At 67.6% G+C, this 23,988-nt stretch carries 15 protein-coding genes; 9 read left to right on the top strand and 6 right to left on the bottom strand.

Going from position 1 to position 23,988, the window contains the following annotated elements; all coding sequences use genetic code 11:
* The first annotated feature begins 208 nt into the window (after positions 1-208).
* From G3T14_RS11300 to G3T14_RS11315, 4 genes are read left to right on the top strand one after another with little or no spacing between them, the layout of a single operon-like run.
* Complete coding sequence (locus tag G3T14_RS11300; protein ID WP_163642651.1) at positions 209-406, top strand: polyhydroxyalkanoate synthesis regulator DNA-binding domain-containing protein; 198 nt, start codon at positions 209-211, stop codon at positions 404-406.
* Positions 403-1,806, top strand: coding sequence for an efflux RND transporter periplasmic adaptor subunit (locus G3T14_RS11305; protein ID WP_163642652.1), 1,404 nt, complete (start codon positions 403-405; stop codon positions 1,804-1,806). Before G3T14_RS11300 ends, G3T14_RS11305 begins: the two co-directional genes overlap by 4 nt.
* 10 nt (positions 1,807-1,816) lie before the next feature.
* Complete coding sequence (locus tag G3T14_RS11310) at positions 1,817-4,966, top strand: CusA/CzcA family heavy metal efflux RND transporter (RefSeq protein WP_163642653.1); 3,150 nt, start codon at positions 1,817-1,819, stop codon at positions 4,964-4,966.
* Entirely contained in the window at positions 4,959-5,303 is a 345-nt protein-coding gene (locus G3T14_RS11315; protein WP_163642654.1) for a hypothetical protein, read from the top strand. The genes G3T14_RS11310 and G3T14_RS11315 overlap by 8 nt, the downstream gene beginning before the upstream one ends.
* Before the next feature lie 266 nt (positions 5,304-5,569).
* Here the strand turns inward: G3T14_RS11315 and G3T14_RS11320 are convergent, their stop codons facing one another.
* The 3 genes from G3T14_RS11320 to G3T14_RS11330 all read right to left on the bottom strand — a co-directional run bounded on the left by G3T14_RS11320 (position 5,570) and on the right by G3T14_RS11330 (position 9,863).
* Complete coding sequence (locus tag G3T14_RS11320) at positions 5,570-6,511, bottom strand: helix-turn-helix domain-containing protein (RefSeq protein WP_163642655.1); 942 nt, start codon at positions 6,509-6,511, stop codon at positions 5,570-5,572.
* A 355-nt stretch (positions 6,512-6,866) separates the two neighbouring features.
* Positions 6,867-8,216 carry an MFS transporter gene (locus G3T14_RS11325; protein WP_163642656.1) on the bottom strand — a complete coding sequence of 450 codons (1,350 nt, stop codon included), beginning with the start codon at positions 8,214-8,216 and terminating at the stop codon, positions 6,867-6,869.
* An 834-nt stretch (positions 8,217-9,050) separates the two neighbouring features.
* Entirely contained in the window at positions 9,051-9,863 is an 813-nt protein-coding gene (locus G3T14_RS11330) for an oxidoreductase (protein ID WP_163642657.1), read from the bottom strand.
* A gap of 81 nt (positions 9,864-9,944) precedes the next feature.
* Here G3T14_RS11330 and G3T14_RS11335 point away from each other — a divergent pair, with 81 nt between their 5' ends.
* Positions 9,945-10,388 carry a helix-turn-helix domain-containing protein gene (locus G3T14_RS11335; RefSeq protein ID WP_163642658.1) on the top strand — a complete coding sequence of 148 codons (444 nt, stop codon included), beginning with the start codon at positions 9,945-9,947 and terminating at the stop codon, positions 10,386-10,388.
* A 112-nt stretch (positions 10,389-10,500) separates the two neighbouring features.
* On the opposite strand, the gene G3T14_RS11340 is transcribed toward G3T14_RS11335, so the two are convergent.
* Positions 10,501-11,802, bottom strand: a complete 1,302-nt coding sequence (locus G3T14_RS11340; protein ID WP_163642659.1) for a DUF2254 domain-containing protein — start codon at positions 11,800-11,802, stop codon at positions 10,501-10,503.
* 277 nt (positions 11,803-12,079) lie between these two features.
* Between G3T14_RS11340 and G3T14_RS11345 the strand changes: the two genes are divergently transcribed.
* The 4 genes from G3T14_RS11345 to G3T14_RS11360 all read left to right on the top strand — a co-directional run bounded on the left by G3T14_RS11345 (position 12,080) and on the right by G3T14_RS11360 (position 18,841).
* On the top strand, positions 12,080-13,327 hold the full coding sequence (locus G3T14_RS11345) for a sodium:proton antiporter (RefSeq protein WP_163642660.1): 1,248 nt from the start codon (positions 12,080-12,082) through the stop codon (positions 13,325-13,327).
* A gap of 519 nt (positions 13,328-13,846) precedes the next feature.
* Positions 13,847-14,932: an efflux RND transporter periplasmic adaptor subunit gene (locus tag G3T14_RS11350; RefSeq protein ID WP_163642661.1), complete on the top strand. Its 1,086-nt coding sequence runs from the start codon at positions 13,847-13,849 to the stop codon at positions 14,930-14,932.
* Positions 14,929-18,036 (top strand): efflux RND transporter permease subunit, encoded by a 3,108-nt coding sequence (locus G3T14_RS11355; protein WP_163642662.1) that lies wholly within the window; start codon positions 14,929-14,931, stop codon positions 18,034-18,036. The genes G3T14_RS11350 and G3T14_RS11355 overlap by 4 nt, the downstream gene beginning before the upstream one ends.
* 262 nt (positions 18,037-18,298) lie before the next feature.
* Positions 18,299-18,841, top strand: coding sequence for a TetR family transcriptional regulator (locus G3T14_RS11360; protein ID WP_163642663.1), 543 nt, complete (start codon positions 18,299-18,301; stop codon positions 18,839-18,841).
* Positions 18,842-19,268: 427 nt separating this feature from the next.
* On the opposite strand, the gene G3T14_RS11365 is transcribed toward G3T14_RS11360, so the two are convergent.
* Both G3T14_RS11365 and G3T14_RS25400 read right to left on the bottom strand, forming a co-directional pair.
* Positions 19,269-19,652 (bottom strand): flagellar biosynthesis repressor FlbT, encoded by a 384-nt coding sequence (locus G3T14_RS11365; protein WP_163642664.1) that lies wholly within the window; start codon positions 19,650-19,652, stop codon positions 19,269-19,271.
* Positions 19,653-19,745: 93 nt separating this feature from the next.
* Positions 19,746-23,768, bottom strand: coding sequence for a flagellin hook IN motif-containing protein (locus tag G3T14_RS25400; protein WP_281409808.1), 4,023 nt, complete (start codon positions 23,766-23,768; stop codon positions 19,746-19,748).
* Positions 23,769-23,988: the final 220 nt, after the last annotated feature.

The following is a 23,988-nucleotide window of genomic DNA, read 5'->3' on the forward strand; positions in this document are numbered from 1 at the left end:
CGTCGACATCCCACGCGGCGTGATCGGGCCGATGCCGCCATTCTAGCCCGCACCACGCCTCGGGGTCTCCTCCAAACACCGAGTCTGACACCGAATTTAATAGCGCTTCCGGCACTTAGCCCACTTACTGGAATCGATCCAATCAGGGCGGTATCGGGTGCCATGTCAACCAGAAGCGTCGCGTCGGGACCCGGTCCGTCACGGGCCGATGGCTAGGAAAGCGCGACCGCAGCGCCTCATCACGCGGTATGCCGGCGTGCGGCTCTACGACGTGGAGGCGAAGGCCTACGTGGCCCTCGCGGATCTTCGAGGCCTGCGTGCCGACGGCTATGCCGTGGTCGTGCGCGACGCAGAGACCGGACAATACGTCACCAAGACCGTGCTCAGGCCGGATTTCGAGGCATGAGGCACGCGGAATCCGACGACCACGCCGCCCTGTCGCTGGCGCCCGAACCGCGGGACGAGACGATCGCCGCGGCGGACGCGAACCCCAGAACGGCGCGGACCGGCGTTGGGCCGGCCCCGGAGGTGGCCTCCGCCGCGGACGGCACACCGGGGCCAGCGCGCAGACGCCGGCCGGCTTGGCTGCTTCCCACGCTCCTTGTTCTCTGCGCCGGCCTCGGCTTCGCGGGCTGGCGCTACGCCGATCCGGTGATGGCCGCGCTCGGCCTGTCGCCGGCCCCGACCGCGCAACCCGCCGCCCGGGACGGCGCGACCGACGCCCCGGCCGATGCGGACGCCGTCACCCTCGATGCGGAGGGCCGCAAGCGCCTCGGGCTTGGGTTCGGCCGCGCCGAGATCCGCCGGATCGTGCGGTCGGTGAACGGCCCCGGCATGGTCGCCTTCGACGAGCGCCGGGTCACGCATCTCAAGCCGCGGACGCAGGGGCGCGTCCTCAGTCTCTCGGTCCAGCCCGGCGACCGGGTGGAAGCGGGGCAGACCCTCGCGACGTTGGATGCATCCAGTGTGCTCGACGCGCGCAACGGGCTGGCCGGGGCGCGCGCCGGCCTCGGCGAGGCGCAGGCGACGGAGACGGTGGCGGAGACGAACCTCAAGCGCGGCATCGCTCTCCTCAAGTTCGGCGGCATCGCCGAAGCCGAGGTGGACCGGCGCCGGGTCGAGCGCGCCAAGGCGCAGGCGGCCGTGCAATCGGCCCAATCCCAGGTCGAGACGTTCAAGGCGCAATACGAGCGCCTCGCGCCGACCGCCGACCTCGCCTCGGGCACCAGCGCCATCGTCTCGCCGATCGGCGGGGTGGTGACGCGGGCGGACATCACGCTCGGCGAGGTCGTGGACACCAGCCGCGACGCCTTCACGGTCGCCGATCCTTCGCGGATCCTGGTGCTGGCCAACCTCTACGGCCAGGACATCGATGCGGTGCGGGCCGGCGCTCCGGCGCTGGTGACCGCGCCGGTCTCGTCGCATCCGCGCTTCGAGGGGCGCGTCAGCTCGGTCAACGCGGCGCTCGATCCCGCGACCAACACGGCTCCGGCCCGGATCGAGATGGCCAATCCCGACGACCTGCTGCGCGCCAACATGTTCGTGACGGTGGCGATCCAGGCCGATCTCGGGCGCGACGGCACGACGATTCCGGCAAGCGCCGTACAGCAGACCGAGGGCGGCCCGATCGCCTTCGTGCGCACCGCCGACGACCGCTTCGAGAAACGCGACCTGAGGCTGGGGCTGCAGCGCGCGGACTGGGTCGAGGTCACGGCCGGCCTCTCAGAGGGCGAGACGGTGGCGACCACGGGCAGCTTCGGGCTGAAGGCGATCCTGTTGCGCAGCCTCCTCGGCGCGACGGATTGAGGGCCCATCCATGAGATCGTGGTTCGCTCTGCTCATCCGCCGCCGCTGGCTCGTCCTCGCCCTGGCGCTCGCGGCCGCCGCCGGCGGCATCGCCAACCTCGAGGGCCTGCCGGTGGACGCGGTCCCCGACATCTCTCCCAAGCAGGTGATGATCCTCACGGTCTCACCGGGGCTGGGCCCGCTCGAGGTGGAGCGTCTGGTCAGCTTTCCGGTGGAGAACGCCATGGCCGGCGCGCCGAGCCTCACCGGCATCCGGTCGACCTCCCGCTACGGCGTTTCGGCGGTCTACGTCACCTTCGACGACGCCATGCCGATCACCGAGGCCCGGTCCCAGGTGTTCCAGCGCCTGGCCCAGGCGCGCACGATGATGCCGGCCGGCATCGGCGATCCGCAGATGGGGCCGATGGCGACGGGCCTCGGGGAGGTCTACCAGTTCGAGCTGCGCGGGGCCGGCTACGCGCCGATGGCGCTCAAGCGCATCCTGCAATGGACGATCGCGCCGAAGCTCAAGCTGACGCCGGGCGTCGCCGACGTTAACATCTACGGCGGCCAGATGCCGACCTACGAGGCCCAGGTCTCGGCGGACGCGCTGCGCCGCTACGGCGTGACGCTGGCGCAGGTCTACGACGCGCTCACCCGCAACAACGCGGCGCGCGGCGGCGCCTATATCGAGCACAACGACCAGCAGGAGGTCATCCGCGGCCTCGGGCTCGCCAAGGGCCCCGACGACATCGCCACCATCGTCGTGACCACCGGACCGGGCGGCGTGCCGATCACGGTGGGCACCCTCGGCGCAGTGGTCGAGGCTCCCAAGGTCCGGCTCGGTGCCGTCACCCACGATGCGGCCGGCGAAACCGTCGTCGGCATCGCCCTGATGCAATACGGCGAGAACGCCGACGCCGTGGTCGCAGCGGTGAAGCAGACCCTGGCCGATCTCGCGCCCCAGCTTCCGCCGGGCGTCGAGATCAAGCCCTACTACGACCGCAGCGCGCTCGTGGAGCGCACGATCCACACCGTGGCCCACAACCTGGTCGAGGGCGCGGTGCTCGTCGTCGTCGTGCTGCTGATCCTGCTCGGCAGCCTGCGCGCCGGCCTGCTGGTGGCGGTGGCGATCCCGCTTTCGATGCTGATCGCGTTCGCCGGAATGCGGTGGTTCGGCATCTCGGGGAACCTGATGAGCCTCGGCGCCATCGATTTCGGGCTCATCGTCGACGGCGCCGTGGTGATGATCGACAACGTGCTGCGGGCGCGCGGCGAGAACCCCGGACGGCCGCCGCACGCCATCATCTGCGATGCGACGACGGAGGTGGCGCGCCCGATCCTGTTCGCGGTGGCGATCATCATCCTCGTCTATGTCCCGATCCTCGCGCTCGAAGGCGTGGCGGGCAAGATGTTCCGGCCGATGGCGTTGACGGTGATCCTGGCGCTTGCCGGCTCCCTGTTCCTGACGATGACGCTGATGCCGGCCCTCGCCGCGATCGTCCTCTCGGGAGCGGGTATCTCCGAGCGTGAGACCCGCATCGTCCACTGGGTGAGGATGGCCTACACGCCGGTCCTGCGGCTGGCCGAGCGCCGGGCCGGCGTCACGGTGCTGATCACGCTCGCCCTCTTCGGGGGGAGCTGCGTGCTGGCGACGCGGCTCGGTGGCGAATTCCTGCCCAAGCTCTCCGAGGGCTCCATCGTCATCACCTCGGAGAAGCTGCCCGGCATCGACCTCACCGCCTCGCTCAAGCTGGTCCACCGCATCGAGACGGTGCTGAAGACGTTTCCGGAGGTGAAGAAGGTCGTCTCGCTCTCGGGCAGCGCCGAAATCCCCACCGACCCGATGGGGGTGGAATCCACCGACAGCTTCATCACGCTCACCGACCCGTCCACATGGACCACCGCGCCGACGCAGGACGGACTGGTGGCCGCCTTCGACAAGCGGCTGCAGGCGGAGGTGAAGGGCGTCGCCTACGCGTTCTCGCAGCCGATCGAGATGCGGATGCAGGACCTCCTGGAAGGCGTCCGCGGAGACGTGGCGATCAGCCTCTACGGCGACGACCTCACGGTGCTGAAGGACAAGGCTGACGCCATCGTGCGCGTCGTGTCGGGCATCGACGGGGCCGCCGACGTCAAAGCCGAGGCGCAGGCCGGCCAGCCGGCACTCACCGTGCAGGTCGATCGGGCCAAGGCGGCGCGGTACGGCATCAACGTCGCCGACGTCCTCGACGTGGTCGAGGCGATCGGCGGCCGCACCGCCGGCATGGTCTACGGCGACGACAACTCGATCACCGACATCGTGGTGCGGCTGGTCGCCACCGACCGCGGCGATCTCCAGCGCATCCGCGACCTGCCCGTGGGTGCGAGCGGAAAGATGATGGTGCCGCTCTCCATGGTCGCCTCGGTGGAGGTCGCCTCCGGCCCGGCCCAGATCAGCCGCGAGCGGCTGCAGCGGCGAATCTCGGTGCAGGCCAACGTCCGCGGCCGCGACGTGCAGAGTTTCGTGGCCGCAGCCCAGGCCGCGGTGAAGGATCAGGTGCCGCTGCCGCCCCGCTACTCGCTGGTCTGGAGCGGGCAGTACCAGAATCTGCAGGAGGCGACCGCTCGACTCGCGATCGTGGTGCCGGCGGCGATGGCCGCGATCCTCGTGCTCCTCGTGGTGATGTTCTCCGACCTCCGCCTCGCCGGCCTGATCTTCCTCAACGTACCGATCGCGGCCACTGGCGGCATCGTCGCGCTGTCGCTGCGCGGGATGCCGTTCTCCATCTCGGCGGCGATCGGCTTCATCGCCACCTTCGGCATCGCCATCCTCAACGGCGTGGTCCTGACCAACACCATCCGCGAGATCGAGGCGACGGGCGTCGCTCCACGCGAGGCGGCGACCCAGGCCGCCGAATCGCGCCTGCGTCCGGTGATGATGACCGCCTTGGTCGCGACGCTGGGCTTCCTGCCCATGGCGATCTCCACGAGCGCCGGTGCCGAGGTGCAGCGCCCGCTCGCCACCGTCGTCATCGGCGGCCTGATCACCGCGACGCTCCTCACCCTGGTCGTGTTGCCGACGCTCTACCCGTTCGTCGCCGGATTGCGCCTCCCGTTCGGCCGCGGCCGTTCCGCGCCGGGGCGCGCCCTGGAGCCCGGTGGAGAGACCGCACAGCGGCGGGAGGACGTCGATGCGTGAGGGCCGTCAAGATCGAGCCCGGCGCGTCCCGCTCCGCGCGATCTGGCTCGTGATCGGCCTGTCGGCGCACGCCGCCCAGGCTGCGGATTTCGATTGCGGCGGCTTGCTGCGGATGCACGGCCTCATGCGCAACGCGGCCCGCGTCTGCGGCTTCAGCCGCTACAACGACGCGATCGTCGCGCGGGCCCAGTCCTGTTACGAGACGCTCGGCAGCCTGCAGGGTGCGCGCGCACTCCGGGCCGGGGCCGAGGAGTTCTCCGCTCTGGTGACGCTGCGCAGCCAGGACGCGGTGTGTCCCGATCTTCTGAGACAATTCCCAATGGTCGTGCGTCGGTGACACCATCCTCCCGGCTTGCCTCGGCCGATCGCGCCGGGTGAACAACCGCAGAGGCGCCGGTTCCGGGTGGTGGTGGAAATCCGGGGATTGCCACCGTCCGCCCCCGACCCGACATCGCCGTTCCGGTGATCGGTCGCGCTGCCCCGAAGCGGCAGCTTCGCATCGTGAGCGCTGCGGGCGCGTCTCGACGTCCCTCACGCAGGGGCGCAGCTGACATACCTCGTATCGGGAGGGTTCGTTCAGGGCCGTCGCAGCACGTCTTCAGGTCATCGAGGCCGGGTATCGCGCGCCGAAATCCCGAAACGCCGACTGAATGCCCGACTGAACGTCGATGCGTCGGTGAAACCGCACCGGATCATGATGGTCGCGATACTTTCGTTCGCCTGCGCCGGGTCGGACAGATACCGACGTGCGCGATCCAGTCGTGCGTCGCGGATCGATGCCGCAACACCTTCGCCGTCTGCGAAGGCAGCGTAGAGCCGGGTTCGAGAAACGCACAAACTTTTGCACATGGCGTCCGGCCCGAAGCCCGGATTATGCAGGCAGCGCTCGATATGGACCATCGCGAGGGACCGTAGCGCCTCTGTCGAGACGGCCACTTCGGAGGTGGTGGTGAAGCTCCGAAGCAGGTGCAAGGCCCCCTCGATGGCGACCCCGGCCTCGACATCGGGCATCTGTCCGACCAGACTGGCATAGGTCTGCAGATAGTTTGCGAAGAGGGTACTGTGAGGGCCGCTGCGGATCATGCGCCCGGCAAAGGCTTCCGGTTCGCCGACATGGGTCTGAAAAACCGAGCGTGAAATGTGTATTCGGAGCTCTTCGTAGGCCTCGTACCCTCCAGCCTGGAAGGGGCGATTGGTGTCGACGATGCTGATGTCGCCTGGGACCATCCGCGCGCCGCGATTGCCCTGCTCGAAGTACCCGCTACCGCGCAGGAACATCGCGATGCTCACCATGTCGACGTCATCTTTTCGAATGTGATGCGTCAAACGCGCGATAGCAATTTCATCGCTCTTTGTGTGCAACAAGACGCTGTGTGTGGCCCTGGCGACGAAGCGACCCGCTGCGAAGCCTTGCGTCTGCTCGGACCCTTGGGTGTCGACGCCGCCCGCGGCCAAAACAGAGTGCTGCCAGAACTCGAAGGCTCGTTCGGGCTCGACCTCCCTCGTGCTTTGGACAAGCGTTTTGACGAACGACGGGTTGGCCAAGAAACTCGCTCCTGAATGTAGGGATGCGTTGTTTTGATCTGAAGACGACCCGACGCCCGATAGGTATCTCAAAGCGCAAACACGGATGCATCAACGAAATTCGATCGGGGCTAAACTTCGATTTTGGAACAAGATCTGCAAACCGCATCGATCGCATGATTTGTCGCGCGTCCATGATTTGTCGCGCGTCTAAGATTCGATCGTCGAGGGCATCGGCCGGAATACGGCGCCTGCCCGAGATGAACGCCCATTTCCCCGCCGGTCCCGGTCCGACGCTCGGAGGTCGGCGCGTTGGAAGTGTGGGCCATGCTGTGCCGGACCGGGGCGGAGGTCGCGCCACGGCCGGCGTGGGTCGTCAGGGGCTTCCGAGCCGTCCGAGCCCTGCCGCGCTGATCGCGGGTCGTCGCTGCGCGCGGATGGACCTGTTCAGCGCATGGGCGAACGCGGCACCGAGCAGGGCCACGGCGACGAAGACCACCAACATCGTCGACCCGACCCCCTCCTGCCCGAACACGCGGTCGTTGAGGATTCCGACCAGGAATGGCCCCACGCCGATCGCCATCAGCGCCACCCCCGCGATGAACACCGCACTCACGAACCCACGCATGGAGGCCGGAGTCAGGAATTGCAGGCAGGCCAGGGACGCCGGACTCGTGAGACCGAGCGTCGCCGCCAGGGCGCCGAAGCCCACGAGGGAGAGCGGCAGGGTCGGGGCTAGCGTCAACACCGCGATGCACGGGGGCACGAGGAGCAATCCGGCCGTGAGCATCCGCGCGGCGGCGACCCTCCGGTCGGTCGCTCGGGCCCTGTCGAGGAGGCGTCCACCCACGAGGTGGCCCAACGGTGCGATCAGCAGGCTCAGCAGACCGAGGCGCACGCCACTTTCGGCGGGCGTCAGGCCGTGGACGCGCACGTAGAACGTCGGTGCCCAGGCCGCGAGGCTCTGCGGCACCAGGACCGCGCAGCTCGTGGCCCCGAAGAGCGCGAGGTATACGGCGCGGTTGCGGCCCATCCAGGCCCACGCCCGACCGTCGCGCAGCTTGGTTTGGTCTGGCGCGGCGGCGCGCTTTCGGGCCGGGGGCTCGGCGATGCACAGGGCGGCCGCGAGGGCGAGAAGGTTGGGCAGGCAGGACATGACGAGCAGGGCGCGCCACGGCGGCAGCTGGCCGGCGCCCGGCAGGTGCAGGCCCCCGGTGGCGGTCAGCAGCCCCAGGACTGCTCCCCCCGCGAGCAGGGCGAGGCTACGCCCCAGGCTCGCGCTGGCGGTGAGCCAGGATAGGGCCCGCCCCAAGTGGCCGGGCGGCAGGCGGTAGGCCAGCAACGAGAGCGCGGCGGGTGCGACCACCGCCTGCCCAAGCCCGAGCAGCATTCGCGCCGCCACCATGAGCGCGAACGATCCCGCGAACGCGAACGCGATGCCGGCCGCGGTCCACAACACGATGCCTCCGACGAGCAGCGCGCGTCGATGCCCGCGGTCGGCGATCCGGCCCCAAAACGGCATGCCGAGGGCGTGCAGCAGGACGAAGGCCGAGCCCTGAAGAAAGCCGAGCTGCGCGTCCGTGAGGTCGAGAGCGAGTTTGAGAGGATGGGCCACCACGGTGAGGAGGAACCGATCGCTGAAGGCGAGCAGTTGGATCCCGGCGAGCAGGAGCGCGAGAGGGAAGAAGCCGGATTGTTCCCGGACGGCAGTGATTGGCGGCATCATGTGTGGTTGGTGTGCCGAGCCATGAGAACGCTGAGCCATGAGAACGATGACCATCTTGCTTCGATCAGCGAATGAAGCGGCGGTCATGGACCTGCGACGCGAGAAATCCCGGCGACGAGGCATGACCTGGTCGCGCCAAGGGCGGCTCCTATCACGTGTCCGAGCATAAATGGGCGCGGGTTGTATCAGCCTGACGCTTCGCTGAGAGGATGAATGCGGAAATCGGGTCACGATATCGCTAGGCGGCATCGCGAACGTTCTGAGTGCGGCCCCTGATCGAGATTCGGGCTCTGCATGTCTGCGGAGGGGGCCATTGCACCCGGGCTCACGCGACGCGTCGGCCGATGCGGTGATCGTGGACCGAATACCCTCAGTCCGGCCGTGGGCACCTATGGCTTCGTCGCTTTCACGGTCGGCATCGCCGCGATCCGGGTGTTGGTCTCGCGCGCATGCGCAGCATTCTGCGGGATGCGGCCGGCGCTCGAAAGCGATCGCGGATCAGCACGTCGGTGATGGGCAATTCCCCATCCGCGCCGTCAGGCATCGGCGGCGGCCTTTCCGATCGCCCCGAGCAGTGAGACGGCGTGGCCCTCTAGTCGATCATGAAGCGCCCAGGGGGCAGGACTGGTCACCGAGCCCCTGCGCGGCCGGGATCGGCGTCCTGGCCGCCAAGCCGATAGATATCTGGGTGCCGTCGCGCTGGAGCCGGTCGCGGCCGCAGTAAAACCGGGTCGTCGCGTTCGTTGGGAATCGCCTGCGCCGGGAATTGCCTGCGCCAGGAATCGCCTGCGCCGGGAATCGCCGACGACCGGTTCGACGGGTCTTTGGTCAGCCTCAAGCGGGGAAGCCGTTGAACTTGCGCAGGATCTTGTCGATCAGCGCTTCCGGCAGGTAGCGGCGCAGCGCGCCCACCTGACGCGACTGCTTGCCGGCCGCGTAGCGCAGCCGGGGCGCTGTCGCCGTCGCGGCCTTCACCACGGCGTCGGCCACGATCTGCGGATCGTCACCGGTCTCGACCCACTTGCGCATCAGGCCCTCGCTGCGCGACCGGCCGTCGGCGTAGAGCGCCAGGGGCCGATCGGCGCGCGTCAGGTTTTCCTCGAACGCGGTGCGGGTCACCCCGGGCTCGACCAGGACCGCCCGGATGCCGGCTGCGCGCACTTCATGGTCGAGGGACTCGGTGTAGCCCTCGATGGCGTGCTTGGTCGACGCATAATAGGCGTTGAAGGGCGACGGGATCAGGCCGAGGATCGAGCTCATGTTGACGATCCGGCCCTTTTTCTGGCTGCGCATGACCGGCAGGACGGCGTTCACCACCCGGGCCACCCCGAAGACGTTCACATCGAACACGCGCTGCACCTGGGCGATGGACGATTCCTCGGCGGCGCCGATGAGGCCGATGCCGGCATTGTTGACGACGAGGTCGAGACGGCCCGCCAGCCGAACGATTTCCGCCACCAGAGCCGTCACCGAGGCGTCGTCCGTCACATCGCAGACCAGCATGGTGATGCCCGGCAGGTCGGCGACCGCCTTCCGGCTCGTCCCGAACACCCGGTAGCCGGCCTGTGCCAGGGCCTTGGCGGTCACCAGGCCGATGCCCGACGAAGCCCCTGTCACCAGGGCAACGCCCCTGTCTGTGTTGCTCATTGGAGTGCTTCCCGTATGTGCTGGATCGTCAGCCCGGGAATGGTTACTATCATTTCAGTATCTAGTCACTACCGAAACGGTATGAACCAGAAAACCAAACCCTTCCCCCTGTGTCCCGTCGCACGCGGTCTCGACTCCGTCGGCGATGCCTGGAGCATCCTGATCCTGCGTGACGCCCATTCGGGGCTCACGCGGTTCGATCAATTTCGCCAGAACCTCGGGATCGCGCCAACGATGCTGACCCGGCGGCTGGCGTCCCTCACCGGTGACGGGTTGCTCGAGAAGCGCCTCTACTCGGAGCGACCGCCGCGCGAGGAATACGTGCTGACGCGAGCGGGCCGCGACTTCCTGCCGGTTCTAATGATGATCGGGGCCTGGGCACAGCGGAACTGCGGCGTCGATCTCGCGCGGTACATCGACGATACCACGGGCCTCGAGATCGAACCCATCGGCGTCGACGGCGTGTCGGGCGCCAAGCTCGGGAGCCGGCCGATCCGGATGAGCCTGCCCGACAGCGCAGGCTGACCGGGACTTCGGAGTTTGCGACTTTCTCAGAGACGGCCGCTTGCGCGGCACTACGTAAACCGACCTGAATGGCGAGGAGGCGCCGCGTTGCAGGCAATGTTGCAGGCTCGTGTCAGGTGTGGCCGGGTTCGGCTCCTGCCGAGGCGATCGCCCCGAAGCGGCGATAGCGCTCCTCCAGGTCCGCCAGACCGGCCATCTCGGACACGTCCTGCCGCGCGGTGGCGAGGACGAGGTCGGCATGGCGTCGCAGTTCGGCGACGCGGTCGACCCGCCGCTCCACCGCGGCGACCTGCGCCAGAACGTCGAGCATCCGCACGAGCACATGGACGGATCCGGCGGCGTTCTGGCGGATCATGTGGAACATGGCATCGCACAACCCGTCGTAATCGGTGACCGACTGGACCAGTACGATGCGGCCGTCGCGATCAACGGCACCGGTCGGCAGGTGGCGCGGCGCGATCCGGCACAGGACGTCGCCGAGGTGATCGAGAACGCTGGCGGCGGTGAAGGGATCGTTGATGCCCGGAGACAGGGCGCGAACCGCGATCTCGCTCAACTGACGGATCGAATATTCGATGTCCTGAAGTGCAGCGGGGCGGCGACCGAAGGTGAGACAGCGGTCCAAGGCCTGCGACGCGCCCTCGACACCTTCCGACAGCGTGGCGATGGGGACCTGGGTCGGAACGTAGTCTCCCGGCCGAACGATGAGATCGAGGACGATACCGTGTTCGGCCGCCCAATCCGCCAGACCGTCCGCGTCGACGGCCTGCAGGTAGCCGCTGCCCGAGACGCTCACGCTGGCGCCTTTCGTCGGGTCGGCCGGTCGCGGGAGGTCGGCCGCGTCGCGGGTCCTGGCTTCCACCGCGACGCAGAGGTCGCGGTGGACCGCGTCGACCACGGTCTCGACGTTGATGCTGGTCGCGATGTGATGGACGAACCACACCAGCGTCCCCAGGCAGATGAAGGCGAGGCCGATGGCGCCCGATACCGCCAAGTGCGGCACGAAGGCCGATTCCTGGACCGTCCGCACCGTGCGCAGCACGATCAGCGCATAGGCGAAGGTGCCGAGGAAGATACCCAGAGCGATCTGGTTGCGGCTGTCGCGCACGAAGTTGCGCAGGAGCCGTGGCCCCATCTGCCCGGAGGCCAGCGACAACGCGGCGATGGTGATCGAGAAGGTGGTGCCGGCGACCCCGATGGTGGAAGAGGCCACCGCGCTGAGGAGCGCGCGGGCGCCCTCGGCCCCGCCGGAATAGCCCCAGACGCCGGACGCGACGCCGTAGCCCTGCAGCACCGACCGATCCAGCCAGACCGCCGTCGCGGCGAGCACCACGGCCAGGATGATCGTCAGGGCCGGGCGCAGCCAGAACTGGTCGCCGAGGGCCTCGATCCACGCCTGCACCCGCGCTCTCATTGCACACTCTCCCGTGATCGCATCATCGCCACCGAGACCGTTGCGCTCGCCGGCAGCCTCCCACGCCCTGGCACCGAGACCGGCCGATGCCAAGGCCGAACATCATCCGAGACGCGTATGGCCGTGGCCCTGCCATCTCGGCGTCCAAGTCACAACCTCGGCAGGGACGGAGGGTCGGGAGTTGTCGCTCCGCGTCGGCACGGAAAGTCGTGATATCCCCGCGATGCCGCACGACGCGCATCGTGTCCGGTATCGGCAGCCGGAGAGGATTCCTTCATTGATCTCGATGTTCGACCTCGCGGCGATGCTGCTGACGCTCTCGGCCACGTTCGGTTGGTTCAACCGGCGCTTCCTGCGGATGCCGCATACCATCGGCCTCCTGGTGATGGGCCTGCTCGCGTCGCTCGCGCTGGTGCTCGTCGACGTCGCTTTCCCGCAGGAGCACCTCTACGCGGACCTCACCAAGGTGCTCGATCAGGTCGACTTCACCGCCGTGGTGATGAACGGCATGCTGGCCTTCCTGCTCTTCGCCGGCGCCATGAGCCTCGACCTCAGGGCCTTACGCGACCGCGCGGGGGCGGTGGCGACCCTCGCCCTGCTCGGCACAGTGATCTCGACCGCCCTGGTGGGAGGTGCCTTCTGGGCGGCGGCCGAGGCCCTCGGCAGACCGCTCCCGTTCGCCTGGGCGCTGGTCTTCGGGGCACTGATCAGCCCGACGGACCCGGTCGCAGTCCTGGCGACCCTGAAGAACGTGAAGGTTCCCGAGGCCCTGGAGGTCGAGATGCAGGGCGAGGCTTTGTTCAACGACGGCATCGGCATCGTGCTGTTCACGGTCCTCGTGGTCTATGCCTCCGGCCTGGGTGGCGCGACGACCGGCGCCTGGGGCGTCGCGACGCTCCTCCTCCACGAGGCCGGCGGCGGCGTGGTCCTGGGGGTGGTGACAGGCTACGTCGCCTACCGCGCGATGCGCGCCATCGACGATTTTCCGGTGGAGGTCCTGATCACCCTGGCGCTCGTCACCGGGACCTACGCGCTCGCGCAGAAGCTCGGGGCCAGCGGACCGCTCGCCGTCGTCGCCTCTGGGCTGCTGATCGGCGAGCGCGCCCCGCGCGATGCCATGAGCGACACCACCCAGAAATACGTCTCGGCACTCTGGACCTTGATCGACGAAGTGCTGAACTCGGTCCTGTTCTTGCTGATTGGATTGGAGGTGCTCGTCCTCCGTTTCCAGGTCGCTGGACTCACGCTTGCCGCCTGCGCCGTCCCGATCGTCCTGGTCGCCCGCTTGATCGCCGTCTCGACTCCAGTCCTGCTCTTCCGCTGGGGCGGCAATCTCTCGCTCGGCAACGTGCCATTCCTGACCTGGGCGGGTGTGCGTGGCGGCATCTCCGTGGCCCTCGCCCTCTCCATCCCGGAGAGCGACGCCAAGCCGACGATTCTGGCGGCGACCTATGCGGTGGTTCTGTTCACCATTATCGTGCAGGGCTCGACCCTTAGCCTTGTCGCCAGACGAACGCTCCGGTGAGCCATCTCGACGCCGATGCTCAGCCGCGACCGCGTCCAAGCATCGTGGCGGAGTAGTCCATCCCGTTGTGGCTGGAGTTCAGCTCGGTCGATCTCGACGAATCCGACCTCGTCCGCTCCGCGGGGAGGATTCAGATCTCCTCGCTTCTGCGTCCCGGACGGACTTCTCTCTATCGATGGTTTGAAGCCGTCCCGTTCCCCCGGATTTTCGACGGTCGGATGATCTTGGCGCGCCAACGGCGAACACACCTTTAGCGCAGACCGACGGTCTACCTCCGAACAGCGAGGGCCGCTCTCAGAGCCCGATCTGCAAATCGACATAGATTTTTATCGACATGTATGTGGGCGGCGTCGGGCGGGCGCGACCGCCGATTCGTGCCTCCGATACTTCAGCGATAAATCTCTTTTTGTAGAGAGATAAATCGCTACAGCGACACGCCCATTGACCTCGATGCTCCGCCATAATAAATGATGATTATAATATTTGTGCGCACCCCAGAGGGTTGCGAGGAGACGGGCGATGGATGCGAGATGGGTGCTGGGACTGACCGGATTCGCCCTGGCGGCCTGCTCGCCGGCTGAGACGGCGGTGCCTCCCGGGCCCCCGCTGGTCCAGACCATCGCGGTTGCGCCGGGAGCCGGAAGCGTCGCGCGCTACACCGGCGTCATCCGGGCGCGGACAGAGAGCAATCTCGGCTTCCGCGTCGGCGGCAAGATCTTCGAGCGCCTCGTCGATCCGGGAGACCGGGTCCGGCACGGACAGCCGCTGATGCGCCTCGACCGGACCGACTTCACCCTCGCCCTCACCGCGGCCCGGGCCTCGGTCGAGGCGGCCCGCGCACAGATGATCAAGGCGAAGGCCGACGAGGAGCGTAGCCGCAAGCTCGTCGGCGATGGCTGGACCTCGAAGCAGACCTACGACCAGAACAAGGGCGCCGCCGACGCCGCCATTGCCCAGTTCGCCAATGCCGAAGCCCAGGCGAGTCAGGTCTCCAACCAGGCCGGCTATTCCGAACTCCAGGCCGATGCCGACGGCGTCGTGATGGAAGTCCCCACCGAGCCCGGGCAGGTGGTCGCCGCCGGCCAGACCGTCGTGAAGTTGGCGCGTGACGGGTCCCGCGAGGCCGAGGTGTTCCTGCCCGAGGGCAGCCGGCGCCTGGCACAGGGGATGGCCTCGGCGAGGCTCTATGCCGATGGCGAGGCCACCTATCCGGCCCGGCTGCGCGAGTTGTCCGCCACCGCCGATCCGTCCACCCGGACCTACCGCGCGCGCTACATCCTCTCGGGCGGCGGCGAGACCGCGCCGCTGGGCGCCACCGTGACGCTGCAGCTCAAGACCCTCAATGCGGGCCGTGCCGCGACGGTGGAGGTTCCGCTGGGAGCGCTGTTCGATCAGGGGCACGGCACCTCGGTCTGGCGCTACGACGCCGCGACCGAGACGGTGAAGCGCCAGGTCGTTCAGGTCGCCCGCATGGGCGAGGAGCGCGCGGAGGTCGTCGTCGGCTTGAGCTTGGGCGACCGGATCGTCTCACTCGGCGCCCACCTGCTGAAGGCCGACCAGAAGGTTCGGCTGGCTCCCCCCAGCATGACGGGAGTCGCCAAGTGACCGGGTTTAACCTCTCCGCCCTCGCCGTCCGGGAGCGGGCGGTGACGCTGTTCCTGCTGATCGCGCTCACCGGCACCGGCTTCTTCGCCTTCGAGAAGCTCGGTCGCGGCGAGGACCCGGCCTTCACCGTGAAGGTGATGACGGTCTCGGCTGCCTGGCCGGGGGCGACCGCGGAGGAGATGCAGCGTCAGGTCGCCGACCCCCTGGAGAAGCGCCTGCAGGAACTCGTCTATTACGACCGCGCCGAGACCACGGTCCGGCCCGGCCTGATGGTGACGAAGGTCATCTTCAAGGACTCGATGCCGCCGGCGAAGCTGCAGTCGGAATTCTACCAGACCCGCAAGAAGCTCTCCGATCAAGCCTCCAGCCTGCCGCGCGGGGTGCTCGGGCCGCTGTTCAACGACGAATTCTCCGACATCTACTTCGCCCTCTACGCCCTCCAGGCCGAAGGCCTCCCGCACCGCCAGTTAGTGCTGCGCGCCGAGGACATGCGCCAGCGCCTGCTGCGGATACCCGGCGTCGAGAAGATCAACATCCTCGGCGAGCAGGCCCAGAAGATCTTCGTCGAGCTCTCGTACCAACGCCTCGCGACGCTGGGCATCACCGGCCAGCAAATCCTCGCGGCGCTCGCCAACCAGAACGACGTCACGCCAGCCGGCTTCGTCGAAGCCGCAGGCCCCCGCGTGTATCTGCGGCTCGACGGCGCCATCGATGGCCTCGACGCGATCCGCGACCTGCCGGTGGCGGCCGGCGACCGCAGCTTCAAGCTCGGCGACATCGCCGAGGTGAAGCGCGGCTACGAGGACCCGCGGACCTTCGAGATCCGCAACGACGGCGAGCCGGCTCTGATGCTCGGCCTCGTCATGAAACCCGGCTTCAACGGCCTCAAACTCGGCGCGGACCTCAATGCCGAGGAAGTGGCGATCCACCACGAAACGCCGGTGGGCATCCGCTTCACCAAGATCAGCGACCAGGCCAAGGTCATCGACGACGCCATCCACGAGTTCATGGTGAAGTTCTTCACTGCGCTCTCGGTGGTGATCTTCGTCAGCCTCGTGGCTTTGGGCTTCCGGGTCGGGATCGTGGTGGCGCTGGCCGTGCCGCTGACCCTCTCGGCGGTGTTCGTGGTGATGATGATCACCGGCCGAGACTTCGACCGTATCACCCTCGGTGCGCTGATCATCTCGCTCGGGCTGCTCGTCGACGACGCCATCATCGCCATCGAGATGATGGTGGTGCGCATGGAGGAAGGCGCCGACCGGGTCGAGGCCGCGACCTACGCCTGGAGCGCCACCGCCGCGCCGATGCTGACCGGCACACTCGTCACCATCGCGGGATTCCTGCCCGTCGGGTTCGCCGCCTCAACGGCGGGAGAATATGCCGGCAACATCTTCTGGGTGGTCGCCTTCTCGCTGATCATCTCCTGGATCGTCGCGGTGACCTTCACGCCGTATCTCGGGGTCAAGCTCCTGCCGAACATCAAGACAGTCGAGGGTGGCCACGAGGCGATCTACGCCACGAAGAACTACCAGCGCCTGCGCCGCATCGTTCGCATGTCGGTGGACCACAAGTGGATGGCCGCCGGCATCACCGTGGCGCTGTTCGCGGGCGCCATCGTCGCCATGGGCCGTGTCGAGCAGCAGTTTTTCCCGAACTCCGAGCGCCCCGAGCTCATCGTCGAGGTGACGCTGCCGGCAGGCTCCGCCTTCGCCACCACCGAGGCCAGCGTGAAGAAGGTCGAGGCCGCCGTGCGCGACCTGCCCGAAGCGGGTGAGATCACGAGCTACATCGGTCAGGGCATGCCGCGCTTCGTGCTGTCGTTCGATCCCGAACTGCCCGACCCGGCCTTTGCGCAAATCGTGGTGCAGACGGCGGACGCCCACGCCCGCGACGCGCTGCGGGTCAAGGTCCGTAAGCTCGTCGACGACGGCCGCTTCCCCGAGGCGCGCGTCCGCGTAATGCAGATCGTGTTCGGGCCACCGATCCGCTTTCCCGTCGCCTTCCGGGTGGTCGGACCCGACCTCGACATCATCCGTGGCATCGCGGCCGAGGTCAGGGATGTCATGGCCGCCAACGCCAACATGCGCCTCGTCCATCTCGATTGGGGCGACAAGACGCCGAGCCTACACCTCGCCCTCGACCAGGAGCGCCTGCGCCTGATCGGCCTGACCCCCAAGGAGGCCGGCCAGCAACTGCAGAACTACCTTAACGGCACGCCGGCGACCCAGGTCCGCGAGAACTTGCGCTCTGTCGATGTTCTGCTGCGCAGCCCCGGCCCCGAGCGGCGCTCGCTCGGTGAGATCGGCGACCTGACGCTCGCCACGAAGGATGGACGCCAAGTGCCGGTGTCCCAGGTCACTCGCCTAGAAACCCGCAGCGAGGATGCGGTGCTGAAGCGCTACAACCGCGAGACCTATATCCGGGTCCAGGGCGACGTACTCGACGGCAAGCAGCCGCCGGACGTCCACGCGCAGGTCCTTCCTCTCCTCGATCCTATCAAAGCCAAGCTGCCGCCGGGGTATCGCATCGACACGGCCGGAGCCGTGGAGGAGAGCGAGAAGGCGATGATGTCGCTTGTTGCGGTGTTCCCGATCATGCTGATCGTGACGCTCACCGTCATCATGATCCAGGTCCGCTCGTTCGCCACCATGCTCATGGTGTTCGCCACCGCCCCGCTCGGCCTCGTGGGCGCCGCGCCGACGCTGCTGTTGTTCCACCAGCCGTTCGGCTTCAACGCGATCCTGGGCCTGATCGCCCTGTCCGGCATCCTGATGCGCAACACCCTGATCCTGGTGGACCAGATCCATCACGACCAGGCGGCGGGCCTGTCGAACTACGAAGCCATCGTGGAATCTACCGTCCGGCGCGCCCGGCCGGTGATCCTGACAGCGGCCGCTGCCATGCTGGCCTTCATCCCGCTCACCCACTCGGTGTTCTGGGGCGCGCTGGCCTACGTCCTCATCGGCGGCGTCGGCGTCGGGACCCTGCTGACCCTGCTGTTCCTGCCAGCGCTCTACGCCCTCTGGTTCCGGGTTGCGCGCGAACCGCGCGGGAAGGACGCCGCATCCGGAGCGGCCGCACTGGCGATGCAAGCCAGGTCCTGAACCCGAAAGGACACCCATCGCTGCCCCGATCCCCGGGGTATCCATAAGATCGTGCGTTCAGCTCCTGAACGTGCGGTGCATCGACCGGTCTGCGCTCGTGCCCCCTCGCGCAGGCCGGTCGATCGCTCCCATCGAAGGGCGCAGACGCAGCGCCGCGGGTGGGCAGCGCCAAATGGACAACCTGCGTGCCATCTCGGTTGGACCCTTCTATAAATTATCACGCGCATCTATATTGACCGCAGAACCGTCGAAGGATCAGGCAATGCCTAGAGTTTCCCAGGAGCAAGCCAGGATCAATCGTCAACGTGTTGTCGAGGTCGCGTCGGCCCTGTTCCGGGAGCGCGGTCTTCACGGCGTCGGTGTCGTGGACATCATGTCGGCCGCCGGTCTCACCCACGGTGGGTTCTACGGCCAGTTCGCCAACAAGGATGCCCTCGCCGCCGAAGCGTTCGACGCCGCGCTTGCCGAGGATCGACGGGGGACCCTCGATACGATCATCGCGAACTACCTGTCCCTCGGGCACGTCCAGGCTCCCGGCAAAGGATGTCCGCTCGCGGCCCTGGCGAACGACGTCTCGCGCGAGCCGCCTGGAAGCCCTGTCCGGTCGCGGTTTACCCAGGGCGTCAGGAGTCTCGCCGGTATCCTCGCCGACCTGACACCCAAGGCCTCCAAAGAGCGTCGCAAGCAGCGGTCCCTGGCGACGCTTTCGACCTTTGTCGGCGCCATCGTCCTGGCACGCGCGGTCGACGACGAGGCGCTGGCAAACGAGCTCATCCAAGCCGCACGGGACTCCGTCACCGCATGACGCTCACGGGGTAAGCCTGCTGAGGCGCCCTGCTCGCGAGCATCTCTTCGACCAGTGTTCACCGGGATCGGCGGCGTCTCACGCCTCCAAGGCCGGCCTTCGTCAACGACCGGACGACATCGAAGTGAAGACGGGCGGGCAGTGACGGTCAGGCCGGAGCCCGGCCTCGACATGAGCGAGGACGAGACCACGCGGGGCAATAGCACTGGATACAGGCTGCGCGGCACGGACGGATCTCCACCGGTCAAAGCCGAAATCCATCGACCCGTCTGCACCGAAAACGAGTCAGGCCCCCGATTGAAAACCGATCCGGGGTCCCGTTCCGTGGCTGTTCGAACCCGGGTCGCCTTTTGCGCCGATCTGCCGAGGGCAACAGGCGGCGATGTGGGCCCGCAGGCCCTTCGGCGTCCTTAGCCAGATCGCTCGCTCACGCGTCCCCGCTTTGCTGCCGCTCGAAGGCGACGAGGTCGCGGCCGCGTTTGATCGCGTGGTGATACCGCTTGTCCGCGATCTCGTCGTGGATCGCGAGGAGATACGGGGCTGCGGCCGGCATGGTCGTCATGATGGCCGTGGCCTGGCGCGTGAACAGGTCCTCGGCCTCGGCCGGATCGTTGGCGAGATAGAGCACCTGGAGGGTGATGCAGAGCATCTTGGCGGGGGTATCGGCCTCGCTCTCCTTGATGATCTCTGATTCCCGCAGAAACTTGCACTGGGTCTCGATGAGAAAGTCGGTACGGCGCGCGCCGTTGCGGATGAGCGCACCATTGATGAGAAAGCCTTCGTGGGGCTTGAGGTCGAGTCGCAGCGCCATGGTGAAATCCCTTCTGGAATGCAGACCATTGGAAAGAATCCGTCGACGAGCGCGGGGGCCGGCGCGACGCCCGGCCCCCGCGTCGATGGCGGCTTAGCGGAGGAGCTGGAGCACGCCCTGCTGCGCCGTGTTGGCCAGCGAGAGGGCGGAGATTCCCAGCGACTGGCGCGTGGACAGGGCCTGCGAGTTGGCCGCCTCCTCGTTGAGGTCGGCGTTGGTGAGGTTCGCCGAACCGGTATCCAGGATGTTGATGAGCTGCTTCGAGAAATCCTGACGGTTCTGCACGACTGCCAGGTTGGAGCCGAGGCTCGAGGCCTGGGACTTGAGCGTATTGGTCGAGGTGTTGATCTGATCGATCAGCTTGTTGATCGAGCTGCTTTCCTGGAAGGTCGACTGTCCGATGGCCGTCAGGCCGAGGTTGGCGGCACTGACGCTGCTTCCCTGGATCGAGAGGTTCGAGCTGCCCTTTTCGTTGAAGCTGATCTTCAGGTTGTCGCCTGTCAGCAGGTTGACGCCGTTGTACCCGGCGTCGCCGGCAAGCTGGTCGATCTGGGTGAGGAGGTTGTTGTAGCTCGTCACGAGGTTGTTGCGGCTCGTGGCGCCATCGCCGCCGATCACGGCCGCGTTGGTGCCGGTTGTGAACGGATTGCCGGTCCCGCTGGCGATGATCGACAGGTTCTCGGCCCCCAGGTCGTTGGTCGTGGAGATCGATATCTTGCCCGTGGTCGCGTCGATGGTCGCCTGAGCGTTGGCCGATGCGAGGAACGAGTTGAGCTGGGACAGGGTGGACACCTGACCGGCGGCCGAACCGAAGGTCAGCGACGTCGAGGAGACGTTGGCGCCGGTGCCGACCTGCACGGTGATCGACTGGCCCTGAAGCGGGCTGCTCGAACCGTTGCCGAGACCGGCGCCGAAGGACGTGGTGGTGAAGCCGAGATTGGCGACCTTCGACGTCGCGGTGGCGCCATCGGTCAGGCTCACGGCCGTATTCGTATCGGCCGCCGTGAAGCTGAACTTGTTGCTGGTGGTATCGTAGTTCGCCGTCACGGCGCCGTTCGTCGCCGCGCCGACCTTCTGGATGAGGGAGGTGATGGTATCGGTGGCGACGAGGTTCACCGACTGGCCGTTGACCGAGAAGTTGTCGCCTGCTTTGAAGCCGAGGGCGGTCACCAGGGTCGTCGGGCTCGGGTCCAGGGTTCCGGCGATCTTGGTGGCCGACGTCGCGACACCGAGTGTGTTGCCGGCCGAACCCAGGACACTGAAGGACGAGCCGTCCGAGGCTCCCGACAGAACCAGCTTGTTGCCGCCGCCGGTGATGTTCTTCGAGGCGGTGACGCCCGTAATCGTGCTCTGGAGGTTGATCGCCTTGATGGCGTCGTCGAGGGAGGCTGAGGCCGGGATCGCGATGGCGGTGTTGTTGATCGTCAGGCTCTGAGAGGCGCCGCCCGCACCGTTGACTGTGGTGGGCAACGCACCGAAGCCGCTCGCGCCGGGATTCGACGCCGCGACGGTAAAGCTCGTGCCGTCGGGCTTGCCGGTCAGCGCGAGATGGCCGGTCGAGGGGTCCACCGCCGCTGTGACGCCGGTGGCGACGGTTTGCCCATTGATCGCCGTGGCGGCCGCGGCCGCGTTCGCCCCGGCGGCGATGTTGATGGCAGTCCCGTTGATGGTCAGGGTCTGGGGGCCGGAGGGGGTTCCGTTGGTCGTGGTCGTCCCGGCGCCGGATGCGAAGCCGAGGGTGTTGCCGACGCTCCCGGACACGGTGAAGTTCGTGCCGGTGTTGGCGCCGGTGAGAACGAAGCTGCCGGCGACGGCGGTGGCGGTCACCCCGGTGGCACCGGCACCTGTGTTCGCGGCGTTGATCGACGCGAGCGCAGCGGTCTGCACGGTGGATGCCGTGGCGCCCGCGGCCCCGCCGCTGATGGTGACGGCGGTGCCGTTGATATTCAGCGACTGGCTGGCGGCGGCCGTTCCGCTGAAGGTGGCGGCGGTCGCCGAGAAGCCGAGGGTGTTGCCGGCGCTCCCAGCCACGGTGAAGGCGGCGGTACCGTTGGTGTTGCCGGTCAGTGTGATGGCGCTACCGGCAGCGGAGGCGGTCACGCCGGTGGTGCCGGTTTGCGCGTTGATCGCCGTGAGCGCGTTGGCGAGCACGCTCGGCGCCGAGGCGCCCGCGTTACCGCCGCTGATGGTGACGGCGGTGCCGTTGAGGGTCAGCGTCTGTGTCGCGGCAGCCGCCTGACCGTTGGAGTTGGTGGGCGCCCCTGCGTTGGCGCTGAAGCCGTAGGTGGCGCTGCTGCCGGAGACACTCAACTGATCGCCGTTGCCCGCTCCGGTGAAGTCGATGGCGCCGCCATTCACCGTCGCAACGGGCCCGGCGTAGCCGGCGGCGCCGGTGCCGAGCGCCGTATTGATCTTGCCAACTGCGACAGCAATCGAATCGGTGCCAGCGAGTGTCACGCTGGTGGGTGCCCCGGCCCCGGAAACGATCGATAAGGTTCCGGCGGTCGCCGTGTAGGCCGTGCCGGCTATCGTTCCCGCAACGGCGTTGGTCGGACCCGTGAAGGCCGTGCCCGTCGTGGCCGCCGCGACGGCGTTGGCCGGCAGGGTGAAGAGATTGCCGGTGACAGTGGCGGCGGTTCCTGTCGGAGTATAAGCGCCGCCGACCACGCTGGCGGCGATGGACGACGTGGTCGGGGCGGCGGCGAAACCGCTGGATGCGCCATTGGACGCCGCGACCGTGAAGCTCGACCCGTCGCTCTTGCCGGCGAGGGCGATCTTGGCCGGGTTGGTGGTATCCTGTGACGCGGTCACGCCGGTGGTGCTGGACTGCGCGTTGATGAGGCTGATCGCCTGGGTCTGGGTGGAACCACCGGCGATGTTGATCTGGACGCCGTTGATGGTGAGCGCCTGGCTCGCTGCCGGGGCGCCATTCGCGGTCGGGGCCGCATTGGCCGCGAAGCCGAGGGTGTTGCCGGTGGCGCCGGACGCCGTAAAGTTGGATCCATCGGCCTTGCCGGTGAGCACGATCGTGCCCGCGGCGGCGCCCAGGCCTGCGGCGGCGCTCACGCCGGTGGCGCCGGCGCCCGTGTTGGCCGCGTTGATGGTCGCGACGGCGCTGGCGAAGACAGTCGCAGCGGAATCACCGACCTTGCCGCCGCTGATGGTGACGGCGGTGCCGTTGATCGCCAGCGACTGGGTCGCGGCGGCGGCCTGACCGGTGGAGGTGACCGAGGTGCCGGCATTGGTGCCGAAGCCGGTATTGGCGTCGCTGCCCTGCACGTTCAGCGAGTCGCCGTTGGTGGCGCCGGTAAAGACGATCCTACCCGCGTTCGCACCGGTTCCGGCCGCCGCTGTGACCGTGGAGCCGGCAGCCGTGAGCGCGGTCTGGATCTTGGTGAGTGCCGTAGCTTGCGTGTCACCGTTGGCGAGGGCGACGCCGATGGAAGCCCCGGCGCCCGAGGTGATCGTCAGGTTCGCAGCGGCCGTGAGGGTGGTGAAGGTCCCACCGACGGCCGTTCCGGCAACCGCATTGGCCGGCGCGGTGAAGGCCGTGCCGGACGCGGTCGCAACGGTCGGAACCGTGGGGGTGTAGACGCTGCCGGTGAGCTTGGTCGGCGAGGCGGTGGGAACGTAGTCGATGCTGCCGGTCACGGCGGCGGGCACGGCTGCCGTCGGCGGGGTGGAGCCGGTCAGGGTGCCGATGGCATTGGCCGACGTCGCAACGGTCGGACCAGTCGACAGCAGGTTGGTGGCGGTGGCACCCGACAGCGCGGTGGAGACCGAGGACGCCTTGGCCGTGAAGGCGTTCGCCGAGGCCAGAGCCTGCTGGGCGGTCGATTTGAGCTGATTGGTCAGGCTCTGAAGCTTCGTCAGGCCAGTATTCGCGGCCTGGATGGTCTGAATGCCGTTGCCGATGCCGTCGAGCAGCGAGGACAAGCCGGAAGACCGGCTCGACAGGGCACTCGCCGTGAAGAAGTTGGTCGGGTTGTCGAGGGCCGTGCTCACCTTCTTGCCAGTGGCGAGGCGGTTCTGGGTGGTCGCCACCAAGTCGGCGGTTCCCTGCAGCGACAGCAGGTTCTGGCGGGTGGCAGCGGTGAGGGTGACGCCTGACGACATGGTGTGATCCTGTTGATCTCGATTTCGCCTGAGTTGGCGATGGATCAAACAGGCTCCGGGAGGGTTATTCAGACCCTAATACAAATCCCGTCCGACGATATTTGAAGTGACGCTTCGTCTCATATAGGTCGCTTAGTGTATCAAATACTTTTATAGTGATAAAACGTCTCATTTAAGATGCCTTTTGTCTCATAATGATAGCTTCGAAGCCGGACCTGAG

Source organism: Methylobacterium sp. BTF04, assembly GCF_010692745.1.
Taxonomy (GTDB): domain Bacteria; phylum Pseudomonadota; class Alphaproteobacteria; order Rhizobiales; family Beijerinckiaceae; genus Methylobacterium.